Genomic DNA, 26,423 nt, shown 5'->3' on the forward strand with positions numbered 1-26,423 from the left:
ACGGCGGGGGCACCCGGCCCCCGCCGTCTCACCGTGAACCTGTGGGGCCCACGTGATCCACGTGGCCCGTGGGTCAGCCCTGCTCGGCGGGGGCCGCCGCCTGCTCGCCCTCGCCGGCCGGCTGCGCTTCAGCGGCGGGCTGGGCCTCGGCCTCGGCGGACTTCTCGGCCTCGGCAGACTTCTCAGCCTCGGCAGCCGGCTTCTCGGCGGCCTTCTCGCCCTCCAGGAGGTCGCGCTCCCACTCGGCCAGCGGCTCACCGGCGGCCTTCTCGCCCTTGCCCTCACCGGCGCCGCCCGACGAGCGGGCGATGAGACCCTCGGCCACGGCGTCGGCGATCACGCGGGTCAGCAGGGTGACGGAGCGGATCGCGTCGTCGTTGCCCGGGATCTTGTAGTCGACCTCGTCGGGGTCGCAGTTGGTGTCGAGGATCGCCACCACCGGGATGTTGAGCTTGCGCGCCTCGCCGACGGCGATGTGCTCCTTCTTGGTGTCCACGATCCAGACGGCGCTGGGCACCTTCTGCATCTCGCGGATACCGCCGAGGGTCTTCTCCAGCTTGGCCTTCTCACGGGAGAGGACCAGCAGTTCCTTCTTGGTGAGGCCGGAGGCGGCCACGTCCTCGAAGTCGATCTGCTCCAGCTCCTTGAGGCGCTGCAGCCGCTTGTAGACCGTCGAGAAGTTGGTCAGCATGCCGCCGAGCCAGCGCTGGTTCACGTAGGGCATGCCCACGCGGGTGGCCTGCTCGGCGATGGCCTCCTGGGCCTGCTTCTTGGTGCCGACGAACATGATGGAGCCGCCGTGCGCGACGGTCTCCTTGACGAACTCGTAGGCGCGGTCGATGTACGACAGCGACTGGAGCAGGTCGATGATGTAAATGCCGTTGCGCTCGGTGAAGATGAAGCGCTTCATCTTCGGGTTCCAGCGGCGGGTCTGGTGCCCGAAGTGGACGCCGCTCTCCAGCAGCTCCCGCATCGTGACGACGGCCATGGCCGTTCTCCTTGGGTTACTCGGTTGTCGTCAGCGGAGGCCCGGACGGCCCCCGCTTGCCTGACGCCCCTGGCGCGCCGCCCGGAAAGTCCGGCGGGGACTGTTCCTGGGACCGAGATGCGCGGCCACCGGGTGAGGGTGGCGGGACGTGCGAAGTCAGCCCGGTCACCCGGGCCGCACCAGCAGTGTACGGGACCGGGGAGGGGCGCCGCGCCCGGCGGGGGCCGGGAGACATCGCCGGGAACCGGGAGCATGCAGCCGGGTTCCGCGAACGGCCCCGGGTCCCTCGCGCGGGTGACGCCGTTGTCCACAACTGGGCAGTTACCCACAGCTCCTGGCCAAGATCCCCACGAGACGGCAAGCCGCGCCACCGTTCTCCGCATGGAACAGCACAGGCCCTGGCACAACAGCAGAGGTCCGGACCACGGGGCGAGCTTCGGCCCCCGCTCCTCCCGGCAGCAGCCCCCACAACGGCACGAGGCGCTGCGGCGCACCCCCGGACATGGAGCGATGTGTCGGACTGCGGGAGGAGGCGCGGTACGTCAGGCCGCCGGACGCGGAGCGGCGCGTCGACCTCCGGGAGGAGGCGCGGTACGTCGGACCGCCGGGCACGGAGCGGTACGGCCCACGGGAGGCCGCGCGGAACGTCAGGCCACCGGGCACGGAGCGGCGCGTCGACCTCCGGCAGGCCGCGCGGTACGTCGGACCGCCGAGCACGGCGCAGTGCCTCGTACCGCCGGACGCGAAGCGGTGCGTCAGCCCCCGGGTCGCGGAGCGGTACGTCGGACCGCCCGATGCGCGGCGGTGCTGGTCGCGACGCTGTTGGCGGTGCTGGGCGGATTGCTGCCGACGGGAGGGACTGCCCTGCTCGGCGCGGCCTGGGCCATGGAACCTCCCGCACCCGATGATCTCCGCACGCCCGCGGGTGCGGGAGCCGGCCACGACCGCGCGACGGGGCGCCGCGCGACCGAGGGCGCCGACGGTGGGCGCCCCGCGGCCGGACGGACCTGGCCGGTCGAGGGAGCGGACGGCGCGCGACGGCCGTGGGTGTCCCGGGGCTGGGACCCCCCGCCCGAGCCGTGGGCGGCAGGCCATCGCGGGGTCGACCTCGCGGCTCAGCCTGGTCGGCCGGTGCGCGCTGTGGCGGACGGCCGGGTGTCGTTCGCGGGGCGGGTTGCTGGGCAGACGGTGGTGTCCATCGAGCTCAAAGGCACGGGTCGGCCGCCTCTGCGGACGACGTATCAGCCGGTACGGCCCTCCGTACGTAAGGGAGACCGGGTGCGGGTGGGCGAGCGGGTGGGCACGGTCCTGCGCGGTCGGCACTGCCCGCACACCTGTCTGCACTGGGGGCTGCTGCGCGGAGAGCGCTATCTCGACCCGCTCTCGCTCCTGCCCGCCGCGCTCCTGGGCGGCCACTCCCGGCTGCTCCCGGTCCGCGGGGTTCCGGTGCCGGGCAGCCGGCACAAGGGAGTCGCCGTGGAGTTGCGACCGACGGCCTGGCACGTCGCCGCGAGCGGGGGAGACAGCAGCGCACCGGAGGGGTGGCTCCCGGCCGGTGCCCTCGCACTCGGTGCGGTCTGGGCACATCGGCGACTGCGGCCCGCTTCGGCCGCCGTCAGCCCTGGACGCCGTTCAGCGCCATGGAGACGGCGGCTTCGGCGATCTGCTCCGGATCCTCGGCGGCCCCGATCTCGATACGGCGCACACCCGCGTCCACGACGCCCTGGAGCAGCATCGCGGCGAGCCGGGGCTGGGTGTGGCCGAGCTCGCTCAGCGCCTCGACGACCATGGAGATCAGCCCGCCGTGTGCGGCGCGGATCCGCTCGCGGGCCCCCGCGTCCAGCTCACCGGCGGAGATCGCGACGACGGCACGGTGCCGGCGGTCCCCCACCAGGGCGAGCTGCCTGCGGACGTACGCCTCGACCTTGCCCTCCGGCGTGGCAGCCGCCCGCATCGCGGACTCGACCTCGGCTGCCCACACCGGGAAGTCGACAGCGCACAGCTCTTCGACAACCGCGGCGCGGGAGCGGAAGTACTCGTAGACGGAGGAGCGCGCGAGGCCGGTGTGCTGGGCGAGAGCGGGGAAGGTCAGGGCTTCCGTACCGCCCTCGGACAACAGCGACCTGGCGGCGTCCAGCAGGGCCGCGCGCTGCATGGTCCGGTGCTCGGCCACGGAGGCCGCTCGAATCCTGGGCACGGCTCTAGCTTACGGAGGGGAGGTGGAGAGTTGCACGCGTCCCGAGTGACCGGCTCGGTCAGCGGCCCGCGTCGGCGAGTTTGGCGCGGAGTTGCAGAACCGATTTGGTGTGGATCTGGCTGACCCTGCTCTCGGTGACGCCGAGCACCTGGCCGATCTCGGCGAGGGTGAGACCTTCGTAGTAGTAGAGCGTCACGACGGTTTTCTCCCGCTCGGGCAGGGTGTTGATGGCGCGGGCGAGCAGCTGGCGCAGTTCGCGGTCCTCGGCAACCTCGACCGGGTTGTCGGCCGCGGTGTCCTCCAGGGTGTCCACCAGGCTGAGCCGGTCACCGCCTTCGCCACCGACGTGCAGCAGCTCTTCCAACGCCACAACGTTGGCCAGCGACAACTGTCTGAAGACGCCGTGCAGTTCCTCCGTCTCGATGCCCATCTCTTCGGCGACCTCCGCCTCGGAAGGACTGCGGCGCAGCCTGGCCTCGAGGGTGGCGTACGCGCGCTCCACAGCGCGGGCCTTCTGCCGTACCGAACGGGGGATCCAGTCCAGGGCCCGCAGTTCGTCGATCATCGCGCCCCGGATGCGGGTGATGGCATAGGTCTCGAACTTGATGGAACGGGAGGGGTCGAACTTCTCGATGGCGTCGATGAGTCCGAAGACTCCGGAGGAGACGAAGTCAGCCTGCTCGACATTGGACGGCAGCCCGACACTCACCCTGCCCGCGACGTACTTGACCAGCGGCGAGTAGTGCAGGATGAGCTGTTCGCGCAGCCTGCTGTCCGCCGTGGCCTTGTAGGACCGCCAGAGTTCATCCAGCGAGCTGGGCGCAGTCCTGGGCGTGTCGTCGTCGACCACGGTGCGTGCGGCTGCGGCGGCCGCTGCGGCTGTGCGGTCGGGCCCGGAGATGTGCTGAGGCATACGTCGCCTTGAGCCGTTCTGCTGGGTAGTGGTGGTCTGTGGGTGTGCGTAATCGTGCGTCTCATTGCGAGATTAAGTGAGCGTAGCGTGACCGCAACGTCGCAGTGTGCGACGTATTGTGCTTTCCCCTCTGCGCCGGCGTGCCTCCTTTCCGCGGTGGCTCGGCAGGGCCGGAAGCGGAAGCGGTGCGGATGACCGGGCACGGGCCAGGGTGCGGTGCCCTGCGGGGCCCGTGCCGCCCCGGCGAGCGCGCACAGCTCAGCCTTTCACCCGATAGCCCCAGGTCAAGGACCGCATCATCACCCGATGGAGTGCCCCTTACTGCGCGAGATCAACTGCCAGCGGTTGCCGTCGCGTTCGACGAAGCCGAGAGCCCGCAGTTCGTGAAGGCGGGCGAGGGCTTCGCCCGGTGGGACGCCCGCCGAGCACGCGATACGGGCGGCGTCGCTCGCCCCGCGGCCGGGCAGCGCTTCCAGTACCCGCGCCGCAGCGGGGCTCAATGCGTCGCGCGGCACCGTGGGTCCGCGCCGTTCAGGGGCCAGCTCGCCCATCATGCCCACCTGCTCGATCACTTCGGCGGCGTCGGTGACCACTGTGGCCTCGCCGCGCAGGAGTTGGTGCACGCCCTGGGAGAGCCCGGAGGTGACCGGGCCCGGCATCCCCATCAGATGCCGTCCCAGCCCGAGGGCGCGGCGGGCTGTGACCAGCGCCCCGCTGCGCAGGGCCGCCTCTACCACAACGGTTCCCCGGGTGAGGGCGGCGATCACCCGGTTCCGCAGCACAAACCTGCTGCGGGTCGGATGGTCCCCGGGCGGCAGCTCGGCGACCAGCAGCCCACGCTCACCCAGTACGCGGATCAGCTGCTGGTTGCCCGGTGGGTAGGCGACATCGGCCCCGCACGCCAGCACACCGACAGTGGGGCCCCGTGCGGCCAGGGCACCCCGGTGCGCGGCGGCGTCGATGCCGTAAGCCGCGCCGGACACCACCGTCCAGCCCTGTTCAGCGAGCTCCGCGCCCAGCACGGTCGCGCAGTGTGCGCCGTATTCGGTGCAGGCCCGGGCGCCGACGACGGCCACCGAGCGCAGTGCCCACACCCGCAGCACCGGCGTGCCCCGCACCCACAGACCGAACGGTCTGGCATCCCCCAAGTCGTCGAGCTGCCGCGGCCATTCGGCATCGCCTGGGCAGACGAAGCGGCCATCGCTCGCGGCGATCGCGTCCAGGTCCGCCTGCGGCCGGGCGTGGGCGGCCCGCAGCCGCATCCCCGCCCACCTCCGCTCACCGGCCCCGGTGAGCGGCGGCCCGGTCCCGCACACCGCGTCCACCACCTCGCACGCCCCGTATGCGGCGATCCACCGCCCGACGAGCTCGTCGCCCGGCTCGGCGATCCGGGTAAGAGCCGCCCGCGCGAGGCGCTCGGGCTCGCCCTGTCCCCGCTCAGTCCCGACCGAGCCCGGCTCCGTCCCGACTGGCTCCGGTTCCGCCCGGACCGGCCCTCGCTCCGTCCCCACCAGCCCCGGCTCCGGTTCGACGGGCTCCGGCTCCGTCCTCACTGGCCCCAGCTCCGGTTCCGGTTCCTGCGCCGTGGCCTCCCGGGGAGCTGGAACGGCCCGCCTTGTGCGCCTCTCCTGTGGCCGTCCCCGGCGCTGCACGGCAGGTTCGGGGCGTCCGGCGGCGCGGCTCCGCGGCTCACCGTTCGCTCGCCGGCGCCCGGAGGCGGTCCCTGCGCCCTCCGGGCCGGGGTGCGGAACCGCCGGTCGCAGATGCTCGGCCGTCATGCGGGGATCTCCGGCATCAGGGCGCCCCGTCGGATGCCGGTCCGCAGCTCCAGCGCAAAGTTGACGTCGTCGCGGGTGGGCCTGGAGTGCCCCGCGAGGTCGGCGACCGTCCAGGCGACCCGCAGCACCCGGTCCAGACCGCGTGCGGTGAGCAGACCGCATTCCAGGTCGTCCTCGGCCTCGGTGAGCGCTCCGGGGAGTGCGGGGTGCCGGGTGCGCAGGTGGTGGCCGGGGATCTCGCTGTTGGTCTTCCACGGTGTGTCCGCATACCGCGCCGCGGCGCGTTCCCTGGCCTCCAGCACCCGGGCAGCCACCACGGCGGAGGACTCCGCCCGTCCATCCATGGCTGCCAGTTCGGATCGGGCGAGCGGTTCCACGTCGACGCGGAGGTCGACGCGGTCCAGCAGCGGCCCCGACAGCCGCGCCCGGTAGCGGCGCACCGAGGCGGGTCGGCATTCGCACCTGCCTCCGTCGTCACCGTGCCGCCCGCACGGACACGGGTTCGCGGCCAGCGCGAGCAGGAACCGGGCTGGCATCCGCATCATCCCTGCGGCCCGCGCCACGACGACGTACCCCGACTCCAGCGGCTGCCGCATGGCATCCAGGACCTGGGCGCCACACTCCGCGGCTTCGTCCAAAAAGAGCACGCCGTTATGAGCGAGGGAGACGGCGCCCGGGCGGGGCACACCGGAGCCGCCACCGACGAGCGCCGCCATCGTGGCCGAATGGTGGGGCGCGCAGTACGGCGGCCGGACGACGAGCGGCTGGCCCGGAGGCAGCGCGCCCGCGACCGAGTGCACTGCCGTCACCTCCAGCGACTCCTTCCTGCTCAACGGGGGCAACAGCCCCGGCAGTCGTTCGGCGAGCATTGTCTTCCCCGCCCCGGGCGGCCCCTTGAAGTAGATGTGGTGCCGACCGGCCGCGGCGATCTCCAGGGCGCGACGCGCATAGTGTTGTCCGGCCACATCGGCGAGGTCGACCGGGCGTTCCTCACCCAGCAGTCCGGTCAGGCCGGGCGCCGCGGCGGGCAGCCCGGCGAGCCCGGCGTGGACGGTGCCGGGCAGACCCTCGTCGCTGCGGTCGGGCTCCTCGGGCACCGGCTCGTCGGTCAGCACCGCGATGAGCTGGCGCAAGCTGCGTACCCCGAGCACGGAGACGTCCGGGACCAGCGCCGCTTCCGCCGCCGTCTGCTCCGGGACGACCACCTGCCGGTATCCCGCGTCAGCAGCCGCCAGGACGGCCGGGAGGACGCCGCGCACCGGCAACACCCGGCCGTCCAGCCCGAGTTCGCCGATCATCACCACCCCGGCAATCTCCCGCGGATCGACGCGTTCGGCAGCGGCGAGCACCGCGCAGGCGACCGCGATGTCGAACCCGCTGCCACCCTTGGGCACCGAGGCGGGACTGAGGCCGACAGTGAGTTTCTTCTGCGGCCAGGGCACGCCGGAGTTCACCACCGCGGCCCGCACCCGGTCCCGGCTCTCCGTCAGGCTCTTGTCGGGCAGCCCGACGAGGGTGAAGGCGGCGACGCCGGGCTCCAGATCGGCCTGGACCTCGACCGGGACGCCCTCGACCCCGACGAGCGCGACCGCACACGTGCGGGCGAACCCCATCAGCCGACCCCCCGTACGTGCTGCACCACAGGCGCACCCCGGTCCGGCAGGACGATGCCGACGAGATCGATGCGCACCCCGCCGGTCGGCGGACGTCCGTAGCGGGCGACCCAGCACTCGCTGAGCCAGCGCGCCGCCAGCCTCCGCAACCTGGCCGTCTTCGAGGGCGGCAGGCCCTCCATGGGGTGCTGGAACGGGGCGGCCCTGCGGGCTTTTACCTCGCAGATCACGACAGCGTCCGCGTCCCGCGCGATGATGTCGATCTCGCCCTCGGCACAGCGCCAGTTCCGTTCGAGGATCGCCATGCCCGCTTCGCGCAGCCGCCGCGCCGCCAGGTCCTCTCCGTACCGCCCCAGAGCGCCCTTCGCGCAGCCAGGGGGCGACGGCCGTCGTCGTTCCGCACCGCTCGTCCGGGCGCCTCGTCGCCCGGTGCCCCGCTGTCCGCGGCTCCGCGGCTCCGTGCCGGGACTTCCGCCGCCCCGCCGGTCTGTGCCGGGACGTCCGCCACTCCGCGCTTCGCTCGTATTCATACGGCACCACCTCCGACACCGACTGTGGCGGCACCGGAGGCAGCTCAGGGATCTTGCGCGTTTTCTGTGGAGAACCCGGCGGTTGTGGACAACTCCGTCACCCGCCCGAGTGAGGTTCTGCGGCAGCGGGAACCAGCAACAGGCACCCCGACAGCGAGGTCGGCGGAGCGGCTCGGCTCAGCCCTTGAAGCCCGAGTCCTCCGGCAGGTCCAGCTCGCTCTTGTTGAGCTCCTCGATATTCACGTCCTTGAACGTGAGCACCCGTACCTGTTTGACGAACCGGGCCGGCCTGTACATGTCCCAGACCCAGGCATCGGCCATCGACACCTCGAAGAAAACCTCGCCCTGAACCGAGTGGACCTGCATCTCGTAGTCATTGGTGAGATAGAAACGCCGGTCGGTCTCGATCACGTATTTGAACAGCCCGACGACATCTCTGTACTCCCTGTAGAGCTTGAGCTCCATCTCGGTCTCGTACTTTTCGAGGTCCTCGGCGCTCATGGCATGTTCCCCTTCAGCCGTGCGTCCCCCCATTGTGCGTCACCCCGGGCGGCGTCGGGCCGAAGTTGCGCGGCGCCGCGCGAGCGGCCCGTACGCGGCGCCGCCCAGCACCAGGACGGCGCCCACGACCACGGCGGTCATCGCCAGCGGGAGCGGTCCGCGAGCCGAGGTGCCGCCGGGCATGTCAGCGAACCCGCTCGCCTCCGGCAGCATGCCGAAGGCGCTGGTGGGCCAGGCTATGGCGTCGACCCGGGCCTGGACCGCGGAGCGCGGCACGGCACCGTGGTCGGCGTCCTCCAGGTGCACCCGGGAGTCGAGGGACGCCTCCCTGTTGTCCCCCAGCAGGAAGAGCTTGCCCTTGGGTATACGGGTGGCGTCGAAGGGGCGCTGTGAATCGCGGCCGTGGGAGAGCAGGTAGGGCTCGTCGACGGGCTTCCCGTTGACCGTGAGCCGACCGTCCCGGTCGCAGCACGCCACCTTGTCACCGCCGACCCCCACGACCCGCTTGACCATGGGCACCGCGCCCCACACCGAGTCCCGGAAGACGACGACATCGCCGCGCCGCACCTCGTCGCCGTCCACGCGCTCGGCCAGCACCCGGGCACCGGACTTCACGGTCGGGTCCATGGAGTCGGTGGGCACCGTGTACGGCTGGTAGAGCACGGCACCCCAGATGAAGCCGCCGAGGAAGAGCACACACCCGAGGGCCACAGCCACTGAGGACAATCGGTTGCCCAGCCGGCTGCGGCCCTCGTCGGTACGTTCTGCCATGCTCACTTCCGCACTCCCGGGTCTTTCGCAGCGGCCTCGCGCCGGACTGCGCCGGCACCGACCGCTGACCCTACCGGGCGGTACGGGAAGCCGTCAGCCCTCGGAAGACGCTGAGCTCCGGTAAGACGCCGGGCCCTGGCCGGGCGCGGACTGCGCCGCCTGCGCGGGCCGCGCCTTGAGGTGCAGCCGCCTGCGCCGCCACAGCACCAGCGGGAGGGCGCCCGCCAGCCCGAGCGCGGTCGGTGCGGCGCTCAGCGCGCGCGACTGCACGCCCTGCTGGTCGAAGCTCTCCGGCACCGGCAGCGAACCCCAGCGGTTGATCGGCCACGCCTTGACGATGGCCCTGCCCACCACCTGCTTCTCCGGGACGAAGCCGTCACCGGGCTGGTTCTGGTGGTAGCGGGAGTCGAGGGAGTCCTGGCGGTGGTCGCCCATCACCCACAGCTTGCCCTTGGGGACCTTCACCGGGCCGAACGGCTTGTCGTCGCAAGGGGTGTTGCCCGGGAAGAGGTACGAGGACTCGTCCAGCGCCGTGCCGTTGACGCGGACCTGGCCGCCCTTCTTGCACTCGACAGTGTCCCCACCGACCGCGATGACCCGCTTGATCAGGTCCTTCTCGTTGGCGGACGGCATCAGACCGATGAAGCTCAGCGCGGTCTGGATGAAGTTCTCCTCCACCTGTGCCTCGGGGAGCCAGCCGCCCGGGTCGTGGAAGACGACGACCTCACCGCGCTCCGGGGTGGACCCGAACCACGGCGTCAGCTTGTCGACCAGCACCCGGTCGCCGCGCTGGAGCGTGTTCTGCATCGAATCGGAGGGGATGGAGAACGCCTGCACCAGGAAGGTCTTGATGATCAGGGCGAGGATCAGCGCGATGCCGATGAGCATCGGCAGTTCCTTCCAGAACGCGCGCTGCTTCTTCACCGGCTTCTTCTCCCGCAGATCCTCGGCTCCTCCGTCCGGGTTCGGCACCTCGTGGCCCGGTTTCGGATCGGAGCTCCACGGGCCGTCCCCATTCGCACCGGAGCTCGCTGCCGCCCCGTCAGTATCGGCGGTCACACTGTCACTCTCTCTTTCCACGGCCGGTGGTCCTGCGTCGCCCGTCCTGCCGTCCGTTCCAGGACGTTCGTCCTCCGGGTACCCGGAACCGGACCGTGTGCCGACCGCCAAGTCCCCCACATCCACTCCTCACACGCGCACTCGCCTGTTCCGCAGTCGGGACAGGCCCACCACTCCCATAACGAGCGGAAGTTCCGCGAAGAACGGGAGTTGCGCCACTCGATTGTCCTGGTGCACAGATGCGGGGGCGGCCACGCCCGCGGGATCAGGCACCGAGGAAAAAGTCTCCGGCTCCTCGAGCCGCCTCCAATGGTCGAACGGCCAGGCAATGACGATTGCCCTGCCAACGATCCGGTCCTCCCCGATCGTTCCCCGGTCCGGTTCCTTGAGGTGATAGCGGGAGTCGGCGGAGTCGGCCCGGTGATCGCCCATCACGAACACGCGTCCCACAGGGACGGTCACTTTGAACTTCATCTGGGAAGGTTTGTTGCCCGGATGGAGGTACGGCTCGTTCAGCGGTGTGCCGTTCACGGTGATGCGGCCCTGCTTGTCGCAGCAGCGCACCGTGTCACCGCCGACGCCGACGACCCGCTTGATCAGGTCCTGCTCGTCGTCAGAGGGCAGCAGCCCGATGAACGTCAGGAACTCCTTGCCCTGCTTGATTCCGGCCGGTGCGTCCTTGGTGTCCTTCTTCTCGTTCTCCAGCCAGCCGCCCGGGTCCTCGAAGACGACCACGTCCCCGCGGTGCGGCTTGGAGCCGAACCAAGGGGTGAGCTTGTCCACCAGCACCCGGTCGCCGACCCGGATGGTCTGCTCCATCGAGCCGGACGGAATCACGAACGCCTGGACCAGAAAGGTCTTCAGCAGCCACGCGATCAGGAGGGCGACACCGATCAGTATCGGAATCTCCTTGGTCGCGGAGAGTCTGCGGCGACGCTTGATCCGCTTGGCGGCCCGCCTGCGGTCGGCCCTGCCCTGCCCGGGACGGCGCAGCGGCGGCCCCTCCCCCGTGGCTCCTGCGGCCTCCCCGGCGTCCATGGCTTCCGCAGCCGGAGGACCGGCCAGGTCCGGACCGCCGGGAGGCGCAGAGGGCACACGGGCCTCGGGGGGAACACGGGCCCCGGGCGGAACTCCGGCCTCGGGGGGCACACCGGACCGGGGCGGAGCGCCGGTCCCGGGCGGCCCGACGGTCCCGGGCGGCGGAGAGGGCTGCGGGTTGCTGTACCAGTACGGCTCGGAATAGTCGTACGGCTCCGTATAGGGATACGAGGCGCCCTGGGGGCCAGCCTCTCCGGCAGGGCCGTACGCACCCGGTCCAGGCGCTCCGTATCCGCGATCTCCGTATCCGGGGTCACCGTATCCGCGATCTCCGTATCCGGGGTCACCGTAGCGAGCTTCTCCGTAGCCGGGGTCACCTGAAGCCCCGTATCCGTAGTTGCCGGGAGAGTGCTCGGGGTCAGCCATGGCCGCCGCCCGCGTCAGCAGGCACCGCCCCGATGCGGCCAAGTGGCCAGCCGATCCAGTCGGCGCGCCCGATCACCCGCTCCACGGGAACGGTGCCGCCACCAGGGTCGCCGAGGTGGTCACGGGAGTCGCTGGACTGGGAACGGTAATCACCCATCACCCACAGGCGTCCCTCCGGAACCCGGATGTCGAAGGGCACGGCGGAAGGAGCGTTGCCGAGGTGCAGATAGTCCTCGTCCACGGGCCGGCCGTTCACCTCGATCCTCCCCCGTCTGTCGCAGCAGCGCACCCGGTCGCCGCCGACTCCGATCACGCGCTTGACATAGTCGGTCTCGGAGGGCCGCACGAGTCCGGTCGCCGCGCCGGCCTTGTGCAGTGCGGTCGTCACCGGGTTCGCGTCGGGGTCGGCTTCCCCCGAGAAGGAGTCGGTGCCGTCGAAGACCACGACCTCCCCGCGCCGCGGACCGTCGCCGAAGCGGTAGGCCAGCTTGTTCACCAGCACCCGGTCCCCGACGCGCAGGGTCGGGTCCATCGAGGAACTCGGGATCAGAAAAGGCTGCACGATGAACGCGCTCGTCAGCAAGAGCACCGCCAGTACGGACCCCACGGACAGGCCCAGACGCACGGAGCGCGACCTGCCCTTCTTTCCCTGGTCGGGAACGGAAGAACGGTCGCGCTCCGGTTCGTCGTGCTGTTCCTCGGTCTCCATCGAGCGGAAGCCTAACCGGCCCGCCTGGCACCGAGGACGCGAGCTCAGCTCTCGCGCTTCTCCTTGATCTTGGCGGCCTTGCCGCGCAGGTCGCGCAGGTAGTACAGCTTGGCGCGGCGGACGTCACCGCGGGTCACGACCTCGATCTTCTCGACGATCGGGGTGTGCACCGGGAAGGTGCGCTCGACGCCGACGCTGAAGCTGACCTTGCGGACCGTGAAGGTCTCCCGGACGCCGGAGCCCTGGCGGCGGATGCAGACGCCCTTGAACTGCTGGACGCGGGAGCGGTTGCCCTCGATGACGCGGACGTGCACGTTGATCGTGTCGCCGGGGCGGAAGGCCGGTACGTCCTTGCGCAGGGATGCGGAGTCGACGCTGTCGAGAAGGTGGGACATGTCCGTCTGCTTTCCTCGCTGATGCCACAGGTCATCAACGGAATCGTGGTGGTGATCCATGGAGCCGCCGCTCTCGGCGGGCGTCGGTCCCCCTGTGGCAGGGTCGCGCGCCGGAGGTGAGGCAGCAGCCCATTCTTCCACGGGGTCCCCGCCCGGCCCAAATCGGCCGCCTGTTCCTCGCAGGCCACCGCCCCGCCTCCGGCCTGCGGCCCAGGGCTGGTCCGACGGATCTCGCGTACCCCGCAGGGGGTGTGCGCACCCGAAAGGGCGCGGGGAACCACGCGCTCGGCCACAACAGACGCGCAGTCTGCCCGCTTCGGGAGGGACACCCCCTTCCCAGCCAAGGGAGGGCAAGACCCGCCGGTCACGGGCCTAGTCCTGCTCCCCGTGTTCCGGCTGCCAGCGCCCGTCCGGGCCCTGTCGCCAGCCCAGCTCCTCCAGGGTGGCCCGGTCGTGCTTGTCGAAGGCTTCCGGGTCGCAGCGTTCGATCAGGTCGGGCCGGGTGGCCACCGTCCGGGCGAAGGCCTGGTCGCGGCGCCAGCGGGCGATCCTGCCGTGGTGGCCGCTCAGCAGCACTTCCGGGATGCCACGGCCGCGCCACTCGGGCGGCTTGGTGTAGACGGGGCCCTCCAGCAGGTTGGCCATGGTGCCGGGCGCGAACGAGTCGTCCTGGTGCGAGGCGGCATTGCCGAGCACACCGGGCAGCAGCCGGGCGATCGCCTCGACCATGACGAGGACGGGCGCCTCCCCGCCGGCGAGTACGTAGTCACCGATGGAGACCTCCCGCACGTCGAGCCGGTCCGCGTACTCCTCGATGACCCGGCGGTCGATGCCCTCGTAGCGGGCCGGGGTGAACACCAGCCACGGCTCGTCCGCGAGTTCCACGGCCAGCTCCTGGGTGAAGGGTCGACCGCTGGGAGTGGGGACGACGAGCACGGGCGGGCCCTGACCGGGCTCGCCCGTGGCCAGGACCTCCTCCAGCGCCTCGCCCCAGGGCTCGGGCTTCATGACCATGCCGGGGCCACCGCCGTAGGGCGTGTCGTCGACGGTGTGGTGCCGGTCGTACGTCCAGTGCCGCAGGTCGTGTACGCGGACATCCAGTACGCCGCGCGCACGGGCCTTGCCGACCAGCGAGACGTTCAGCGGCTCCAGGTACTCGGGAAAGATCGTGACGACGTCGAGCCTCACCGCGCGCTCCCCTGACCGGGGTTTTCTCCGCCGCCTTCGCCCCCCGCGGTCTCCTCCGTCTCCTCCGCCCCCTCAGGCCCGGCTGTCTCCAAGGTCTGCGCCGTCTCCGCCGTCTCCTCGCCGAGCAGGCCGGGCGGCGGGTCGACGACAGCGCGCTGGGCTTCCAGGTCGACCTCCGGGACGATCTCGTGGACGAACGGGATCAGGACCTCGCCGCCGTCCTCCCGCCGTACGACGAGCAGATCCTGGGCCGGCAGGTGCGCCACGCTCTCGATCCGGCCGACGACCGTCCCGTCACCCGTGACGACCTCCAGGTCCTCCAACTGGTGGTCGTAGAACTCCTCCGGATCCTCAGGGCTCTCGTCCGGATCGACCTCGGCAATGAGCAGGGTGTTGCGCAGGGCCTCGGCGGCGGTCCGGTCACCGAAGCCCTCGAAGCGCAGCAGCAGCCGTCCGCTGTGCACCCGGCCGGAGGCGATGGTCAGCGGACCGACGGTGGCCGGGTCGGTGGCCAGCACGGCGCCGGGGGCGAGCCGCAGTTCGGGCTCGTCGGTCCTGACCTCGACCGTGACCTCGCCCTTGATGCCATGGGCGCGGCCGATCCGCGCGACGACTAGCTGCACTGTGCTTCTCCGTGCTCGGTTCCGTGCTCGGTGGGTGTCGGTGGTGTCGGTGGTTGCGGTGACTTCGGTGGTGTGGACGGCGGTGCGGTGGTGCGGGCGGTGCCGGTGGGAGTGCGGGCGCGACAACGGGCCGGGGACGGCTTGACTGCCGTCCCCGGCCCGTGCCGGTGCTGCATGCTGCGCTTCAGCGGACCTGGTCCACGTCGACGAGGTCGACGCGGACACCCCGGCCGCCGAGCGCTCCCACGACGGTGCGCAGAGCGCGCGCGGTGCGACCGTTACGGCCGATCACCTTGCCGAGGTCGTCGGGATGCACCCGGACCTCGAGCACGCGCCCGCGACGGAGGTTGCGGGACGCGATCTGCACCTCGTCGGGGTGGTCGACGATGCCCTTCACCAGGTGCTCGAGGGCCTCCTCGAGCATCCTCAGGCCTCGGTCGACTCGGTGGCGGCCGAAGCGTCGGCCTCGTCCGCCTTCTTGTCGGCCTTGTCAGCCTTCTTGGCCTTGGGGGTGATGGCCTCACCCTTCGGCTCGTCGGCGGACTCCTTGGCGGCGGCCTCGAAGAGGGCGCGCTTGTCGGCCTTCGGCTCGGCGACCTTCATCGGCTCCGGGGCGGGCAGACCCTTGAACTTCTGCCAGTCGCCGGTGACCTTGAGGATGGCCTCGACGGGCTCGGTCGGCTGGGCGCCGACGCTGAGCCAGTACTGCACACGCTCCGAGTCGACCTCGATGCGCGAGGGGTTCTGCACCGGGTGGTACAGGCCGATCTCCTCGATGGCCCGGCCGTCACGGCGGGTGCGGGAGTCGGCGACGATGATGCGGTAGTGAGGCGAACGGATCTTGCCCAGACGCTTCAGCTTGATCTTGACTGCCACGGGTGTGGTGTCTCCTGGTCTTGACGTGGGTGGACACGGCGGACTTGCCACGTGGGGTTGTAGCGCCGGGTGTCCGATGGACGCGTCAGCCGGAGGAGAGAGGGGTCCTGTGCGGCTGCCGAGTTCAGCCGACCATGATGCCACACCGCACGGGCCCGGCCGAAACCGCCCCTGACCGGTGCCGCACCGGCGTCACCCGGACCGACGGAACCGGACCCGACGGAACCGGGCCCCCAGCGGGTCCCGGGGCGCGCGGACCTCGTCACGCACCCCGCGGCTGCGGGCCGCAGCCGCGTCAGCCGACGGCCATCGGCTCCGCTGCCGGCACGGGCGCCGACTCGGCCGGGATGCGGAACTGCTTGCCGCAGGCTCCGCACATGATGGGGGCCTGGGCCAGCACGGAGGGCACCACGCGGACGTTGCGCCCGCAGTCGCAGACGGCCTTGACGCGGACACCGCCCCCGGAGGAGCCGTGCCGTGCGGCGGGCCCGCGAAAGCTGCGCCCGGTGTCGGTCTCGGTGGCCGCGCTGTATGCCTTCAGCGCCCGCTGGAGGCGCTCGATCGTGGGGCGGTACCGCCTTCTCGTCTCGGGCGTGAGCACCACGAGGGAGAAGCCGCTGCTGGGATGCGGCTCCTCAGGGTGCTCAAGACCCAGCTCCTCGGCGATCGCCAGGAAGCGTCGGTTGTGGTAACGGCCGGCTCGTGAGGTGTCCCGGATACCGCGGGCCGCGGCGATGCCGTGGACTGCCTCATGGAGCAGCCGTTCGAACGAGAGCCCGGTGCCGCAGGCGGACGAGGACTCTCCGATGAGTGATTCGGGCGCGGCCAGATCCGGCAGCTCGGGGTGGTGCCGTTGAATGTCGGCCCAGGCGGCTGCCAGCTCGGCGGCGAGAACTGGTGGTGTCGTGCTCACGTCGTTCCCAACGAGCAGAGGTGCCCCGGTGTTCCGATTACGGGGCAACGCAAATATTTTGCACGTACCAGTCAGTTCTCGGTGATGCATGGGGAGATGGGTGCGGGTCCGCAGATGTGCGCTCAAGCCGCACAGCCACCCCAAGCCGGGAGGTATCACCGAACGCGACTCTGTCGCCCATGCGCTCTCGCGCCCGCAACTCCCGGGTTCCCACGCCTCCCCCGATCGTACGGACGTTTTCTGTGCGCTCCTCATCCTGGCGTACGTGCCGTACGTCAGGGAGTGAAGCAGACGTTCTGGCCCCCGTCCGCCCGATACGGCATGGCATGGCTGTCCGGCGTGCGGGCCGGAGGGGCGCACATCGGGAGCGCGGAAGACAACTGGGCGCACCCCCTGGACTCCCGGGAGGATACGCAGTTCCCTGGCATACGGGGCACGAGCACCACTCGGGGGACCAAACGGCCGGACGGATCTTCGGATTGGGGCGTTGCGATGACACCCACGCTCGTACACCGCCAGCACCGGACCCGCCTCCCCGCCGCCGGCAGCGCGGCCCGGGTGCGGGACTGGGCCGAGATCCAGGAACGGATGCTGGTTCCGCTCTATGAAGCGGTGTACGAACGGATGGAGACCGGGCCGGGCACGCGGGTGCTCGGCCTCGGCTGCGGTACGGGCCTCGCGCTGCTGCTGGCGGCGGGCCGGGGCGCGGACGTACACGGCGCGGACCCGGATGCGACCCGCCTCGAACTCGCCGGGCGGCGGCTCCTCGGCTCCGGCGGGGCATCCGGCCGGGAAGCCCGGCTCACCCGCGGCACGGCGCTGGAGGCGGTAAGCACCGGTGAACCGCCGACGCTGGTGACGGCTTTCGGTGCGCTGCCGGGGCAGGAGGAGCTCTTACGGCTGCGGAAGACGCTCGGCCGCGGTGTCGCCGTCGTGCTGGCCGGCTGGGGCCCGGTGGAGCGGTGCGCGGTGGCGCCAGCGCTGCGGGTGGCGACCCGGCTGGCCGAACCGGCTGATGCGGGGCCCGACTGGTGCGGCCGGGACGATCTGGAGGAGCTGGCGGTGTACGGCGGGCTGCGGCTGGAGGGGTCCGGCCGGGTCGCCTGCCCGTTCGGCTACGCGGACATGGAGAGCGCGGTGCGCGGGCTGCTGTCGACCGGGCTGTACGACAGTGCGGTCCGCGCGACCGACCAGGAGCAGGTGCTCAAGGAACTGGTGGAGGCACTCCACCCGCACCTGCGCGCGGACGGCACAGTGTGGATGCCGAACCTGTTCCGCTACGTCGTCGCCCGTACGTGACGACCGCCTGTGAACCGATGCACGCGTAGCCCCTCGCCGTCAGCCGTCAGCCCAGCCCTGGCCACTCCTCCACGGTCAGCGCGAAGCGCTCGTGGTCGCGCCAGGCGTCGTTGATGTAGAGCATCCTGGGCGAGAAGCCCTCGTGCCGGAAGCCGAGCCGCTTGGCCATCGCCAGGGAGCGCTCGTTCTCCGGCTGGACGTTGATCTCCAGCCGGTGCAGGCCGAGTCCGTCTGGGCCCGGCTGGAAGCAGCGGTCGACGACCAGCCGCAGCCCTTCGGTCATCCGTCCGGTGCCGGCGTAGGGGACGTAACTGTCGTAGCCGAGCGAGGCGTTGCGGAAGCGGGCCCGGACGATGTTGGCCACGTTCACCCGGCCGACCAGCCCCTCGTCCTCGCAGTCGAGGATGAGGAAGGTGCGCAGCGCGGGCCCCTGACGGCGAAGCAGATCGGGAAGGCCGTCCGGCTCGACAGGATTCCACGGGCGGAGGTGGTCTGCCGAGCGGATGACGGCCTCGCTGTAGAGCTGCTCGTCAGCGGGCCGCGGCGGGCGGATGTATACGCGCATGGACGACATCATCCGTCTTTGCCGCGGCACGCTCACTTCGGGGGCAGGATGTCCTTGAACTCCTGGGGGAGCTCGAAGTCGCCCGGGTCCTGGCCCGGGCCCGGAATGCCGAGGGCGCCGCCCTGGGCCCGCCGCGCCGCCGCGGCCTCCTCCTCCTGCTTGCGCTTCATCGGGTTGCCCGACTGACGCTTGCCCTTGACCTTCTTCTGCTTGCCCTTCTTCTTGCCCCCGGCCGCACCGGGCATCCCCGGCATGCCGGGCATCCCGGGCATGCCGCCGCCCTGGGCCATCCGGGACATCATCTTGCGGGCGTCGAAGAAGCGCTCCACCAGGTTCTTGACCGCGCTGACATCCACCCCGGAGCCGCGGGCGATACGGGCCCGCCGCGAGCCGTTGATGAGCGTCGGCTCGGCGCGTTCCGCGGGGGTCATGGACTTGATGATGGCGGCGGTGCGGTCGACCTCGCGCTCGTCCAGGTTGTTGATCTGCTCCTTCATCTGGCCCATGCCCGGCATCATGCCGAGCAGCTTGGAGATCGAGCCCATCTTGCGGACCTGCTCCATCTGGGCCAGGAAGTCGTCGAGCGTGAACTCCTTGGGGCCCTTCGCCAGCTTGGCGGCCATCTTCTCGGCCTCTTGCTGGCTGAAGGTCTGCTCCGCCTTCTCGATCAGCGTGAGCATGTCGCCCATACCGAGGATGCGCGAGGCCATCCGGTCGGGGTGGAAGGCGTCGAAGTCGTCCAGCTTCTCACCGTTGGAGGCGAACATGATCTGCTTGCCGGTGACCTGCGCGACCGAGAGGGCCGCACCGCCGCGCGCGTCGCCGTCGAGCTTGGAGAGCACGACACCGTCGAAGCCGACGCCCTCCTGGAACGCCTCCGCCGTGGTGACCGCGTCCTGACCGATCATGGCGTCGACGACGAAGAGGATCTCGTCCGGGCTGACCGCGTCGCGGATGTCGGCAGCCTGCTGCATCAACTCCTGGTCGATACCGAGGCGTCCCGCGGTGTCGACGATGACCACGTCATGCTGCTTGTCGCGCGCGTAGGTGATCGAGTCCTTGGCGACCTTGACCGGGTCACCCACCCCGTTGCCCGGCTCCGGGGCGAAGACGGCCACGCCCGCGCGCTCGGCGACCACCGAGAGCTGGTTGACCGCGTTCGGGCGCTGCAGGTCGGCCGCGACGAGCATCGGCGTGTGGCCCTGCTGCTGGAGCCAGCGGCCCAGCTTGCCCGCCAGGGTCGTCTTACCCGCACCCTGCAGACCGGCGAGCATGATGACGGTCGGCGGGTTCTTGGCGAACCTCAGGCGCCGTGTCTCGCCGCCGAGGATGCCGATCAGCTCCTCGTTGACGATCTTGATGACCTGCTGGGCCGGATTCAGCGCCTGGGAGACCTCGGCCCCCATAGCGCGTTCCTTGACCTGCTTGATGAAGGCGCGCACCACAGTGAGCGCGACGTCCGCCTCGAGCAGGGCGATACGGATCTCGCGCGCGGTGGCGTCGATGTCCGCCTCGCTGAGGCGCCCTTTGCCCCGGAGGTTCTTGAACGTCGCACTCAGGCGGTCGGAAAGGGTATCGAACACAGCGCTCGTCGGTCCTCGGGTCGGTGGCGGAGTCAATCTCTGCCAAGGGTAGCCGCCTCGCGGGCGGGGCTTCCCCGCCCGTCCGGATCGGGGCCCCGCCAGAGCTCAGCGCAGCTCGGCCTCGAGCCGTTGGGCGAGCCGGGCCGCCGCCACGTCCGAGAGGGGCGCTCCGGCGGCGTCCGTCACATAGAAGGCGTCGACGGCGTTCGCGCCCAGGGTGCTCACATGGGCGCTGCGTACCCGTACACCGGCCTCCTCCAGGGCCCGGCCGATGCGGTGCAGCAGACCGGGCGCGTCCTGGGCCCGTACCTCGATCACGGTGGCCGCCGCGGAGTCGCCCGGGGCGACATTGGCACGCGGCGGCGGTGGCTGGACTCCGGTGCGGCGCGGGCGGTAGGCGGCCTCCCGCTCGGCCAGCCGGGAGGCGAGGCCGAGGGAGCCGTCGAGGGCGCGGACGACGTCCTCCCGCAGCCGCGCCGCCTGCGGGAGCGAGCCGTACTGAGCGGCCACGCGCCAGGTGAGCAGCAGAACGCGAGGGGTCTCATCCGTCGCGGTCCCGTCTTCCGCCACCGCTGTTGGAAGCTCCGCCAGTCGCAGATCCGCCGCCCGGACGGTCAGCTTGTGCAGGGCCAGTACGCCGGCGACCGCCGGGAGGACACCTGGCTGCTCGGGCAGTGCCACGGAGAGCTCGACGCCGACCGGCTCGGGCCCGTGCTCACCGCCGGACGCCCCATGCGCACCCTCCGACGCCGTTGCCGCTTCCGGGTGACCCGCCTTCTGGGCGTACAGCGTCAGTACGGGGTCGCCGGTGCGCCACGCCTCCATCGCCAGGCGTTCGCCCTCTGCCGTCAGCTCCCCGTCGTCGGTCTGGTCGGCCGCGGGCTCACCGGCGAGTACAGCGGCCACCCGGGACACCAGATCGGCCACCAGCGTCGCGCGCCAGGAGGACCAGGCGGCCGGTCCGGTGGCCAGCGCGTCCGCCTCTGTCAGGGCGTGCAGCAGTTCAAGGGTGCCGTGGGAGCCCACCGCCTCGGCGACGGAGCGGACGGTGGCCGGGTCGTCCAGGTTCCGCCGCGTCGCCGTCTCGACGAGCAGCAGATGGTGGCGTACGAGGGTGGCCAGTGTCCGGGTGTCGACGGCGTCGAAGCCGATACGGGCTGCCAGGTCACGGGTGATGGTCTCGCCGGTGACCGAGTGGTCGCCGGGCCAGCCCTTGCCGATGTCGTGCAGCAGCGCACCGGTCAGCAGCAGATCGGGGCGGTGCACCCGCCGGGTGAGCGCGGACGCCCGTACGGCGGTCTCGACCAGGTGGCGGTCCACGGTGTAGCGGTGCACGGGGTTGCGCTGCGGGCGGCAGCGCACCCGCTCCCAGTCGGGCAGCAGCCGGGCGATCAGCCCTGCAGCGTCCATGGCCTCCCACACCGGGACGGTCGCCTCGCCGGCGCCGAGCAGGGTGACGAACTCCTCCCGCGCCTCGGCAGGCCAGGGCACCGGCAGCTCCGGCGCGGTACGGGCCAGCTTGCGTACGGCGGGCAGCGCCAGCGGAAGCCCCGCCTGGGCCGCCGCGGCGGCAGCGCGCAGCGGCAGCACGGGGTCGCGGTCGGGGCGGGCGTGCAGCGCCAGCGCTGCCTCCCCCTCGTGCTCGACGACACCCTCCGCCAGTGGCGTCCGCTCCTGCACGGGGGCGCCCGCGCGTGAGGCGGAGCGCCTGCCGCCGCCCAGCAGCCCGCGCAGCCGGGCGCCGCGCGGGGCGCCGGTGCGGGACCGCAGCACGCGCCCCACCTCGCGCCAGGTCACATCGCCGGCGTAGCTGACGGCGCCCGCGGCCTCGTAGACGCGGCGCAGCAGGATGTCGGAGTCCAGCAGACCGAGCGCCGCCGCGACCTGGTCCTGGTCCTGGAGGGCGAGCCGGTCGGTGGCGCGTCCGGTGGTCAGATGCAGGGCGTCGCGGACGTCGAGGAGGGTGTCCCGCGCCTCCCGGAGCCCCTCGCGGGGTGCGTCGGCGAGCCAGGAGGCGGCCACGGCGCGCAGTGCGGTGAGGTCCCGCAGGCCGCCGCGGGCCTCTTTCAGGTCGGGCTCCAGCAGGAAGCGCAACTCGCCGTGCCGCCGGGCCCGTTCGGTGGCGAACTCGTGAAGTTCCGGGAGGCGGGTGCGGGCTTCGGCGCGCCACCGGGCGAGCGCGGCGGTGCGCAGCTCCGCCGTGAGGTCCTCGTCCCCCGCCACATGCCGGGCCTCCAGCAGCCCCAGCTGCACCTTGAGGTCCTCCTCGGCGGCGGTGCGGGCCTCCGCCAGGGTGCGCACGGAGTGGTCGAGGGCCAGGCCGAGGTCCCAGACGGGGTACCAGAGGCGGTCGGCGAGGGCCGCGAGGGCACCGGCTTCGGTGCTGCCGTCGTGCAGCAGGAGCAGATCCAGGTCGCTGCGCGGGGAGAGCTCGCCGTGCCCGTATCCGCCGACGGCCACCAGCGCGGTCCCGGCGGGCGCGGCGGCGGCGAACAGCTGGGCGAGCCACTGGTCGGTCAGCCGGGAGAGGGCGCGGCGGCGGTCCGGGCCGGACAGCTCGGTGTCCTGGAGCAGCCGCACCCTGGCTGCGGCGTACCCCTCGGCGTGGCTTTCGCCGGCGCGGCCCGGGCCCCGGCCCGGGCCGCCCCCCGCAGCCCCTTCGGCGTCCGAGCCGTTCGCCGCGAACGCTTCCGGGCCGTCGGCCCCGCGCTCCCCCGCCGCTGTCCGTGCCCCCGCCGCGTCCGTCACAGTGCGTCCGGCCCCCGCTCGCCCGTCCGTACCCGGACGGCCGTCTCGACCGGTACCACCCACACCTTGCCGTCGCCGATCTTGCCGGTGCGTGCGGCCTTGACGACGATCTCCAGGAGCTGTTCGGCGTCCTCGTCCTCGGCCAGCACCTCGATGCGCACCTTGGGGACGAGGTCGACGGTGTACTCCGCGCCCCGGTAGACCTCGGTGTGGCCGCGCTGCCGCCCGTAGCCGCTCGCCTCGGTGACGGTGAGGCCCTGGACGCCGAAGGCCCGCAGCGCCTCCTTCACCTCGTCGAGCTGATACGGCTTGATCACCGCGGTGATGAGCTTCATGCGTCCACCTTGCTGTCGTGACGGTCACTACCGGTCGCGGCCACGCTCTCACCGCTCGCCGCTCCGGGGCCGGGCAGCCCTCCCCGGTCGCGGACAGAGGAGCCGCCGACGGCGCTGAAGTCGTACGCGGTCTCCGCGTGGAACGCCTGGTCGACGCCGGCCGCCTCGTCCTCCGGGTCGGCCCGGAAGCCCATCGTTGCCTGCACCAGCTTGGCCAGCAGCCAGGAGGCGACGAAGGAGAACGCCATCACCGAGAAGGCGCCGAGCGCCTGCTTGCCGAACTGGGTCAGGCCGCCGCCGTCCGTGGCCAGGAAGCCGACCAGCAGGGTGCCGATGACGCCGCCGACCAGGTGCACGCCGACCACGTCCAGCGAGTCGTCGAACCCGAGCTTGTACTTGAGGCTGACCGCCCACGAGCAGAGCGCACCCGCGACGACACCGATGAGCAGCGCGCCCATGGCGTTGACCGCAGCACCGGACGGAGTGATCGCCACCAGTCCTGCGACGGCGCCGGAGGCGGCACCCAGCGTGGTGAACGCACCGTGCTTCACCCGCTCGTAGATCAGCCAGCCCAGCATGGCGGCGCCGGTCGCGAGCTGGGTGTTGAGCGCCATGTTCGCGGCGGTGCCGTCGGCGGCCAGCGCCGAGCCCGCGTTGAAGCCGAACCAGCCGAACCACAGCAGCGCGGCACCGAGCATGACCAGCGGCAGGCTGTGCGGCCGCATGGGGTCCTTCTTGAAGCCGATGCGCTTGCCGACCACGAGCACGGCGGCCAGCGCCCCGATACCCGCGTTGATGTGGACGGCGGTACCGCCCGCGAAGTCGATGACTCCCAGGTCGAAGAGCCAGCCGCCCTCGGCCCATACCCAGTGCGCGACGGGGAAGTAGACGATCGTCACCCACAGTGTGAGGAACACCGCCCAGGCGCTGAACTTCACGCGGTCGGCGAGTGCGCCGCTCATCAGCGCGGGCGTGATGATCGCGAACATCATCTGGAAGAGGATGAACGCAAAGACCGGGATGCCGCCCTTCTCGGTGAGGGACTCGGGCGAGATGCCCTTGAGACCGATGAAGTCCAGGTTCCCGATGACTCCGCCGGTATCAGGGCCGAACGCCAGCGAGTATCCGTAGAGCACCCACAGAACGCTGACGATGGCCAGTGAGATGAAGGACATCATCAGCATGTTCAGGGCGCTTTTCACCCGGACCATGCCGCCGTAGAAAAAGGCGAGGCCAGGCGTCATCACCATCACGAGAAACGCGCTGACCAAGACGAAAGTGGTATCCGCGCCGTTCAATGTGGACGTCTCCTCGGGGTTCGCGACCCTGCAGGCCGGTGGGGGCACCTCCCGGCCCGCAGGCTGGGAGAGGGGGGCGGGTTGACTGACAGGTTTCCGAAGCCCCGTTTCCGCCGTCGCCCCTCGGTGTTTCAAGACCGTGAAAACCGGCCCACCGGTGTTACGAGGAGATGAACCGCGACCTTCGCCGCAAGAACGCGCGTACGCTGCGCTCCCTCACCGATACAGCTGCCCGCTCGTTCCCGATACAGCTGCGCTCCCTCACCGCTGCCGGGCAACAGCTCCGCAGCCGCAGCGCAGCCCGGGGCCCTCAGCCCGCCGCGACCTCGGCCAGCTCGACGCGGAGCCGCTCGTTCAGGTGCACGACATCCGCGAGCTCACCGAATTCGCGGACGGCACCGGCCGTGGTGCGCCGCAGCCGGTTGTTGACCCGCTCCGAGCGCAGCCGCTTGGCGACACCGAGGGCCTCGCTCGCCCGCGCCACGCAGCCCGCGGGCTCCCGCTGGAGCAGGTGCACGCTGGCCATGCCGATCAGGTTGAGCGCGTAGGAGCGCTGGTGACCGCCGCCCTCGGCCTCGCGGGCCTCTTTGGCGAACAGCTCGACGGCGCGCTCCATCACGGGCCGCGCCAGCGAGGCGTAGGTCGGGCTGCGGCCGGAGGAGTAGGCCAGATCGCGGTAGGAGTGCGCGTTCTCCGCGCACAGCTCGGCCTCGGAGAAGAACTGGATCCAGCCGGGGTCCGCGTCCGAGCGGTCGATGTCCGAGAACGTTTCTTCCGCCATCCGGACCGCGCGCTTGCATTTGCCGGGCTGGCCCATGTTGGCGTAGGCGCGCGCCTCCATCGCGTAGAGCATGGCCTGGGTGCGGGGCGTGGCGCCCTCCCGGCTGCCGTACTGGGCGAGGTGGACGAGCTCCAACGCGTCCTCGGGGCGGCCCAGATGGATCATCTGGCGCCCCATCTTGCTGAGCACATACGAACCGAGGGGCCGGTCGCCCGCCTCCTTGGCGGCGTGCAGCGCCAGGACGAAGTACTTCTGCGCGGTGGGCTGGATGCCGATGTCGTAGCTCATCCAGCCCGCCAGCTCGGACAGTTCGGCGGTGACGCGGAAGAGGCGGCGGCGGACGGGCTCCGGATGCGGCTCCTGCAGCAGATCGGTGACCTCGTGGAGCTGTCCGACGACCGCCTTGCGGCGCAGCCCTCCCCCGCACTGTGCGTCCCAGGTACGGAACATCTCGGTCGTCTGCTCCAGCAGCTCCAGCTCGGGCGCGGAAAGCCGCGGCCCGCGCCGCAGTCCGCCACCGCCCCGCCCGGCACCCTCTCCGCCGGCGGCCTGCCGCTGCCGTCCCGCATACGGGGACTGCCCGATGCCGGGTACGGCCGCACCGCGCAGCATGTCACGGGGCGCGGGGACGGTGGGGTCGGCCGGGGAGACCGGCTGCTCCCCCGGCAGCGCGGCTTCGCTGCCGGTGCCCGGGACCAGCCAGCGCTGCATGGGCTCGATCAGCGCGGGGCCCGCCGATACGGTCAGTGAGGTGCCCAGGAAGCCGCGGCGGCCCAGCATCAGGTCACTGCGCGTGAAGTCGCTGATCATCGCCACGGTCTGCGGCCCGGCCCAGGGCAGATCGACCCCGGAGGCCGCGGGGGACTGCCGGGCGGGGCGCAGCCCGAGGTCCTCTACCGCGACGACGCAGCCGAAGCGTTCGGAGAACAGCTCGGAGAGGATGCGGGGAATGGGCTCGCGGGGCTGTTCGCCGTCCAGCCAGCGGCGTACCCGGGAGGTGTCGGTGCTGATGTGGTGTGCACCCAGCTGGCGTGCCCGGCGGTTCACCTGGCGGGCCAGCTCGCCCTTGGACCAGCCACTGCGCATGAACCACGAGCCCAGACGCTCGTTCGGGCTCTTGCTCGCCTGGCCTCGCTCAGCCACTGTTAACGCCCCCATCCCGGCTCGGCGACGCGTTCAGAGCCAGGTGGGTCCGCGCACCCCCGCGCGTCCGCAGCACCCTCGACCCGCCATGCCTCCGGCATAGTCCGCCGCCGCGCTCTCTCCACTGTGTGTACCGAAAGTAATCCTACGATC

At 71.5% G+C, this 26,423-nt stretch carries 23 protein-coding genes and 2 pseudogenes; 2 read left to right on the top strand and 23 right to left on the bottom strand.

Going from position 1 to position 26,423, the window contains the following annotated elements; translation table 11 throughout:
- Window positions 1-73: 73 nt before the first annotated feature.
- Window positions 74-988, bottom strand: a complete 915-nt coding sequence (gene rpsB / locus ACTWP9_RS05950) for a 30S ribosomal protein S2 (protein WP_443244925.1) — start codon at window positions 986-988, stop codon at window positions 74-76.
- Between the two features lie 885 nt (window positions 989-1,873).
- On the opposite strand from rpsB, the pseudogene ACTWP9_RS05955 reads away from it, so the two are divergent.
- Window positions 1,874-2,308, top strand: a pseudogene (locus ACTWP9_RS05955) (peptidoglycan DD-metalloendopeptidase family protein); the annotation flags it as partial.
- A 295-nt stretch (window positions 2,309-2,603) separates the two neighbouring features.
- On the opposite strand, the gene ACTWP9_RS05960 reads toward ACTWP9_RS05955, so the two are convergent.
- The 16 genes and pseudogenes from ACTWP9_RS05960 to ACTWP9_RS06035 form a co-directional block, all read right to left on the bottom strand.
- Window positions 2,604-3,143 (bottom strand): TetR/AcrR family transcriptional regulator, encoded by a 540-nt coding sequence (locus ACTWP9_RS05960; protein ID WP_443245244.1) that lies wholly within the window; start codon window positions 3,141-3,143, stop codon window positions 2,604-2,606.
- Window positions 3,144-3,243: 100 nt separating this feature from the next.
- Window positions 3,244-4,098, bottom strand: coding sequence for an RNA polymerase sigma factor WhiG (whiG, locus tag ACTWP9_RS05965; protein ID WP_443244926.1), 855 nt, complete (start codon window positions 4,096-4,098; stop codon window positions 3,244-3,246).
- A gap of 299 nt (window positions 4,099-4,397) precedes the next feature.
- Complete coding sequence (gene dprA / locus ACTWP9_RS05970) at window positions 4,398-5,651, bottom strand: DNA-processing protein DprA (RefSeq protein WP_443244927.1); 1,254 nt, start codon at window positions 5,649-5,651, stop codon at window positions 4,398-4,400.
- 221 nt (window positions 5,652-5,872) lie between these two features.
- Window positions 5,873-7,489, bottom strand: coding sequence for a YifB family Mg chelatase-like AAA ATPase (locus ACTWP9_RS05975; RefSeq protein WP_443244928.1), 1,617 nt, complete (start codon window positions 7,487-7,489; stop codon window positions 5,873-5,875).
- Window positions 7,489-7,845, bottom strand: a complete 357-nt coding sequence (locus tag ACTWP9_RS05980) for a YraN family protein (RefSeq protein ID WP_443245245.1) — start codon at window positions 7,843-7,845, stop codon at window positions 7,489-7,491. Before ACTWP9_RS05980 ends, ACTWP9_RS05975 begins: the two co-directional genes overlap by 1 nt.
- Window positions 7,846-8,196: 351 nt before the next feature.
- Entirely contained in the window at window positions 8,197-8,520 is a 324-nt protein-coding gene (locus ACTWP9_RS05985; RefSeq protein ID WP_027735391.1) for a DUF2469 domain-containing protein, read from the bottom strand.
- Window positions 8,521-8,559: 39 nt separating this feature from the next.
- Window positions 8,560-9,291 carry a signal peptidase I gene (lepB, locus tag ACTWP9_RS05990; protein WP_443244929.1) on the bottom strand — a complete coding sequence of 244 codons (732 nt, stop codon included), beginning with the start codon at window positions 9,289-9,291 and terminating at the stop codon, window positions 8,560-8,562.
- A 93-nt stretch (window positions 9,292-9,384) separates the two neighbouring features.
- On the bottom strand, window positions 9,385-10,461 hold the full coding sequence (gene lepB, locus ACTWP9_RS05995) for a signal peptidase I (protein ID WP_443245246.1): 1,077 nt from the start codon (window positions 10,459-10,461) through the stop codon (window positions 9,385-9,387).
- Window positions 10,355-11,388: pseudogene (gene lepB / locus ACTWP9_RS06000) on the bottom strand (signal peptidase I). Before lepB (ACTWP9_RS06000) ends, lepB (ACTWP9_RS05995) begins: the two are co-directional and overlap by 107 nt.
- 418 nt (window positions 11,389-11,806) lie before the next feature.
- Window positions 11,807-12,523 carry a signal peptidase I gene (gene lepB / locus ACTWP9_RS06005; protein ID WP_443244930.1) on the bottom strand — a complete coding sequence of 239 codons (717 nt, stop codon included), beginning with the start codon at window positions 12,521-12,523 and terminating at the stop codon, window positions 11,807-11,809.
- 44 nt (window positions 12,524-12,567) lie between these two features.
- The gene (rplS, locus tag ACTWP9_RS06010; protein WP_443244931.1) at window positions 12,568-12,918 is read right to left on the bottom strand and encodes a 50S ribosomal protein L19; all 351 of its coding nucleotides are present in this window, start codon (window positions 12,916-12,918) and stop codon (window positions 12,568-12,570) included.
- 372 nt (window positions 12,919-13,290) lie between these two features.
- Window positions 13,291-14,106: a tRNA (guanosine(37)-N1)-methyltransferase TrmD gene (gene trmD, locus ACTWP9_RS06015; RefSeq protein WP_443244932.1), complete on the bottom strand. Its 816-nt coding sequence runs from the start codon at window positions 14,104-14,106 to the stop codon at window positions 13,291-13,293.
- Window positions 14,103-14,729, bottom strand: coding sequence for a ribosome maturation factor RimM (rimM, locus tag ACTWP9_RS06020; RefSeq protein ID WP_443244933.1), 627 nt, complete (start codon window positions 14,727-14,729; stop codon window positions 14,103-14,105). Before rimM ends, trmD begins: the two co-directional genes overlap by 4 nt.
- Window positions 14,730-14,913: 184 nt before the next feature.
- Complete coding sequence (locus tag ACTWP9_RS06025) at window positions 14,914-15,153, bottom strand: RNA-binding protein (RefSeq protein ID WP_209237778.1); 240 nt, start codon at window positions 15,151-15,153, stop codon at window positions 14,914-14,916.
- 2 nt (window positions 15,154-15,155) lie between these two features.
- Complete coding sequence (rpsP, locus tag ACTWP9_RS06030; protein WP_433099061.1) at window positions 15,156-15,605, bottom strand: 30S ribosomal protein S16; 450 nt, start codon at window positions 15,603-15,605, stop codon at window positions 15,156-15,158.
- A gap of 295 nt (window positions 15,606-15,900) precedes the next feature.
- Window positions 15,901-16,518 carry a hypothetical protein gene (locus ACTWP9_RS06035; RefSeq protein ID WP_443244934.1) on the bottom strand — a complete coding sequence of 206 codons (618 nt, stop codon included), beginning with the start codon at window positions 16,516-16,518 and terminating at the stop codon, window positions 15,901-15,903.
- A gap of 492 nt (window positions 16,519-17,010) precedes the next feature.
- Here ACTWP9_RS06035 and ACTWP9_RS06040 point away from each other — a divergent pair, with 492 nt between their 5' ends.
- Window positions 17,011-17,817 (top strand): class I SAM-dependent methyltransferase, encoded by an 807-nt coding sequence (locus ACTWP9_RS06040; protein ID WP_443244935.1) that lies wholly within the window; start codon window positions 17,011-17,013, stop codon window positions 17,815-17,817.
- Window positions 17,818-17,863: 46 nt separating this feature from the next.
- Here the strand turns inward: ACTWP9_RS06040 and ACTWP9_RS06045 are convergent, their stop codons facing one another.
- From ACTWP9_RS06045 to ACTWP9_RS06070, 6 genes are all read right to left on the bottom strand, one after another.
- Entirely contained in the window at window positions 17,864-18,382 is a 519-nt protein-coding gene (locus ACTWP9_RS06045) for a GNAT family N-acetyltransferase (RefSeq protein WP_443244936.1), read from the bottom strand.
- 32 nt (window positions 18,383-18,414) lie between these two features.
- Window positions 18,415-19,965 (bottom strand): signal recognition particle protein, encoded by a 1,551-nt coding sequence (gene ffh, locus ACTWP9_RS06050; protein ID WP_443244937.1) that lies wholly within the window; start codon window positions 19,963-19,965, stop codon window positions 18,415-18,417.
- Window positions 19,966-20,070: 105 nt separating this feature from the next.
- Entirely contained in the window at window positions 20,071-22,545 is a 2,475-nt protein-coding gene (locus ACTWP9_RS06055; protein WP_443245247.1) for a [protein-PII] uridylyltransferase, read from the bottom strand.
- Window positions 22,546-22,709: 164 nt separating this feature from the next.
- Window positions 22,710-23,048 carry a P-II family nitrogen regulator gene (locus ACTWP9_RS06060; protein WP_433099071.1) on the bottom strand — a complete coding sequence of 113 codons (339 nt, stop codon included), beginning with the start codon at window positions 23,046-23,048 and terminating at the stop codon, window positions 22,710-22,712.
- Window positions 23,045-24,346 (bottom strand): ammonium transporter, encoded by a 1,302-nt coding sequence (locus ACTWP9_RS06065; protein ID WP_443244938.1) that lies wholly within the window; start codon window positions 24,344-24,346, stop codon window positions 23,045-23,047. Before ACTWP9_RS06065 ends, ACTWP9_RS06060 begins: the two co-directional genes overlap by 4 nt.
- Before the next feature lie 310 nt (window positions 24,347-24,656).
- A complete protein-coding gene (locus ACTWP9_RS06070) occupies window positions 24,657-26,285 on the bottom strand; it encodes a hypothetical protein (RefSeq protein ID WP_443244939.1) in 1,629 nt (542 codons plus the stop codon).
- Between the last annotated feature and the right edge of the window lie 138 nt (window positions 26,286-26,423).

It is taken from the genome of Streptomyces sp. 3N207, assembly GCF_052246355.1.
Classification (GTDB): Bacteria; Actinomycetota; Actinomycetes; order Streptomycetales; family Streptomycetaceae; genus Streptomyces.